Here is a 3,270-nt window from a genome sequence, read left to right on the forward strand (position 1 = left end):
TACGAGTCCGTAGAGTGTAGGGTGCGTTAGGCGGCTATCAATTTAGTCAAAAAACCAAAATTAATAATTCGCCGTAACGCACCACCTCTATTATTAAATTGGTGCGTTACGCTATTGAAGAGCGCACCCTACGAGTAATATGACTACAAGCTTTACTTTCTAAGGCGAATTTGGTATGACAGTTTGCCCTTCCCGACTTTATGGGGTAAAATGTTCGTAGGCAATACATTGATCTTTTGCAAAAGTAAAGTAAAATGATTATTAGTCTGATAAAAAAACGAGAAAACTAAAATATGTTCCCTTATCCCAACCAGCAATACAAATGTTCTATCGCTTACTTATATGGATATTCAAACCCTTTTAGAATGGACAGATAAACAGGTATTAGAGAAAACCGGTAAACATCTTGATTCATTGCAAGAATCCATCTTACAGGGTATTTGGGAACATCAAGATTATGAAGAAATTGCCAAAGATAATCAGCGCAGTTATGACCATATAAAAAAAGAAGCATGGAAGTTATGGCAACTGTTATCTGATGTTTTTGAAGAAGATATAAAAAAGTCTAATGTTCGTTCTATTTTAGAAAATAAAGCTTCATCTACTATTTATAATTTTGTTAACTCTCCACATAATAATATAAGAAATCATCATGTTAATGTCTGTAGAGAAAATAATCCCTACTCAGAAAACAACTTAAAAAAGTCTTCAAATTTTCCAGATAATGATCATCAATTCCCAATAATTAACCTAACAAAAGCTCCTGAATTAAGGTGTAACTATGGACGCGATTTAGAACTATCTACCTTAAAAGAATGGCTAGATAATAAAACTCGATTAATTACTATTTATGGGTTAAGTGGAATTGGAAAAACAGCTTTAACCCTTAAATTAATTTCAGAAATTGCCCCACAATTTGATTATATTATTTACCGCAGTCTGGAAAATATTCCTCAATTAATCGCTCTCAAGGATGATCTAAAACAGTTTTTCGCCCAATCTCTATCAACCCCCTTACCTGATATAATAGATTATCTAAGCTCCTATCGTTGTTTAATTATTCTTGATGATGTGCAGAATATTTTTAAACCGGGGGAATTAGCAGGTAAATATTTACCCGACTGTCAGGATTATCATAAATTTTTTCAGCAAATTGCTACCCTATCTCATCAAAGTTGTTTGATTTTAATTAGTTGGGAACTTCCCAGAGATTTTGTTACCTTAAAATCCGATAAAATTAAAACTTTATACCTGCAAGGTTTCACAACAGAATTTGAAGAAATCTTCAAAGAATACGGTTTAAAAAGTGAGGAGAAATGGACGGAACTGAGCGAACTTTATCAAGGTCATCCTAACTGGTTAAATATCATCTCCTCAACCCTTATTGAACTATTTGATGGAGAAGTATCCTTATTTTTAGAACAAATGAACAATGAAATTTATTTGGGGGATATGGAAGACTCGATCGAATGTCATTTACAGCGTTTATCCGCAACAGAAAAAAAGGTGATACACTGGTTAGCTAATCAAACTGAAGCGGTAGAAAAGTTTCCCAAAACTGCTAATCTTGACTTATCTACTTCTGAATTTTGGGCAACTATTCAGTCATTAATAAGACGCTGTTTACTGGATAAATTACCATCAGAAACCTCGTCCTATTTTCCTATTAATCCTGTGTTTAAATCCTATCTTAAAAGAAATCCTAACGATTAGGATTATCTCTTTACAAATAGACGCGATCGCCTTTTTACCTTTAACTATTTTGTAAGACTTGTAAGAATAAATTTGGGGACAAAATTTGTGTATGATGATAATGCTTTAGCGGTAAAATGTGTTTTTTATCTAAAGAAACTAGATAATCAGCACCTATTTCGTAAGCGGCTGCCAAAAACATATTATCATTTGGATCAACCTGAGCGAGTAGCGTTGCTTGATAAATACCTTGAATTTTGATAGCAGTATAAAAAATAGCCGTTAAAATCTCCTTAATATCATTTCTGTCAATATTTTTCAGTAATAGTTTTTCAACCAATTCCTCCAATAATTGAGGAGAAATAACTAACTTAAATCTACCCTCCCGCCAATAACGAATAATTTGACAAGGCGCACTGTTAGGATTTTTACTTAACAAAGCTGAAAGAAAAACCGAAGTATCAAGAATAACAAGAGGTGAATCTTGAGCAAACATCATAGTAAATCAGATTCTTCTAAGTTTCCTGAAATTCTCACACAAGCGTCATCAAATTTTTGCCAAACTTCATGATAACAATTATCGGGCATATTTTGAACCTCATTTAATGTTTCCATAATCAAATCTTTGGCCTGTTTTCTATTTACATTTTCTTTTAAACCTTCTAAATGCTTGTGTAACTGTTCTAATAACCATTGTTTATCTTCAAACGAAAAATCTCGTAACTTTTGTTCAAGTTCAATAATTTGAGAGGATATCATAAAATTAACTCCTGACCAAGATTAGTCTAGTTTAATGATAACAAAAGCTTCAGATTTAAAGCTTTAACTAAAGATTACCTTGTTATAAATATCTGCTATCTCCACCTCAACTCGCAAAGAGTTTAAATGAATTATCCTATCAGATTCATAAGCTGTAAACACCCAGCAATCGCCTTCCTTTTGAAAATGTTCGATATAAAGTCTTTCCTGAGAAATCAATAAATATTCCTGAAAAGTTGCAATGGTTCGATAAGCGGCAAACTTTTCTTCTCTGTCGTAATTTGCCGTTGCAGCAGACAAAACCTCAGCGATTAAAACAGGATTAATTAAAGTATCTTTGCGTCCTTCTTGATAAGTGAGAGGTTCAGGCATCACCATAATATCAGGATAGGTGGCTATTTGACGCTCAGGTATCCATAAACGCTGATCGGTGACAAAAACGGCATAGGGTTGATTCTTTAGTCCAGTATATAAAGCCACCAATAAATTACTAATAATGCGATTATGAGTCGGTGTCCCTCCTGTCATAGCAATAATTTTTCCATCCAGATATTCATGACGAGTTTGGGATTGTATTTCCCGCTCAAAATATTGACTAAGAGTATATTTTCCAGTGAGAGCGGTCATAATGATGATTGTTTGAGAATAAGCATTTTGCAGCGTTTTTCATTGTTCCCCAATTCTAACAACAAAAAAGCACCCCCTCGCGGGAGTGCCTTTTCGTTCAGACTAGGAATTAACCATTGATAGCAGGAGCAGTCAGAGCTACAGGAGCCTGTTCACCACTAGCTAAGTCTAAGGGGAAGTTGTGAGCGTTGC

At 34.1% G+C, this 3,270-nt stretch carries 4 protein-coding genes and 1 pseudogene; 1 reads left to right on the forward strand and 4 read right to left on the reverse strand.

Annotated elements, in window-relative coordinates:
* Positions 1 to 342: 342 nt before the first annotated feature.
* The gene (locus ACE1AQ_RS00495) at positions 343 to 1,713 is read left to right on the forward strand and encodes an ATP-binding protein (protein WP_110546027.1); all 1,371 of its coding nucleotides are present in this window, start codon (positions 343 to 345) and stop codon (positions 1,711 to 1,713) included.
* A gap of 40 nt (positions 1,714 to 1,753) precedes the next feature.
* Here the strand turns inward: ACE1AQ_RS00495 and ACE1AQ_RS00500 are convergent, their stop codons facing one another.
* The 4 genes and pseudogenes from ACE1AQ_RS00500 to ACE1AQ_RS00515 all read right to left on the reverse strand — a co-directional run.
* Positions 1,754 to 2,191, reverse strand: coding sequence for a putative toxin-antitoxin system toxin component, PIN family (locus tag ACE1AQ_RS00500; protein ID WP_110546028.1), 438 nt, complete (start codon positions 2,189 to 2,191; stop codon positions 1,754 to 1,756).
* Positions 2,188 to 2,451 (reverse strand): hypothetical protein, encoded by a 264-nt coding sequence (locus tag ACE1AQ_RS00505; protein ID WP_110546029.1) that lies wholly within the window; start codon positions 2,449 to 2,451, stop codon positions 2,188 to 2,190. The genes ACE1AQ_RS00500 and ACE1AQ_RS00505 overlap by 4 nt, the downstream gene beginning before the upstream one ends.
* 63 nt (positions 2,452 to 2,514) lie before the next feature.
* The gene (locus ACE1AQ_RS00510) at positions 2,515 to 3,078 is read right to left on the reverse strand and encodes a Uma2 family endonuclease (RefSeq protein ID WP_110546030.1); all 564 of its coding nucleotides are present in this window, start codon (positions 3,076 to 3,078) and stop codon (positions 2,515 to 2,517) included.
* Positions 3,079 to 3,187: 109 nt separating this feature from the next.
* Positions 3,188 to 3,270 (reverse strand): annotated as a pseudogene (locus ACE1AQ_RS00515) (photosystem Q(B) 2 domain protein); the annotation flags it as partial.

The organism is Microcystis sp. BLCC-F209 (assembly GCF_041928595.1).
Taxonomy (GTDB): Bacteria; Cyanobacteriota; Cyanobacteriia; order Cyanobacteriales; family Microcystaceae; genus Microcystis.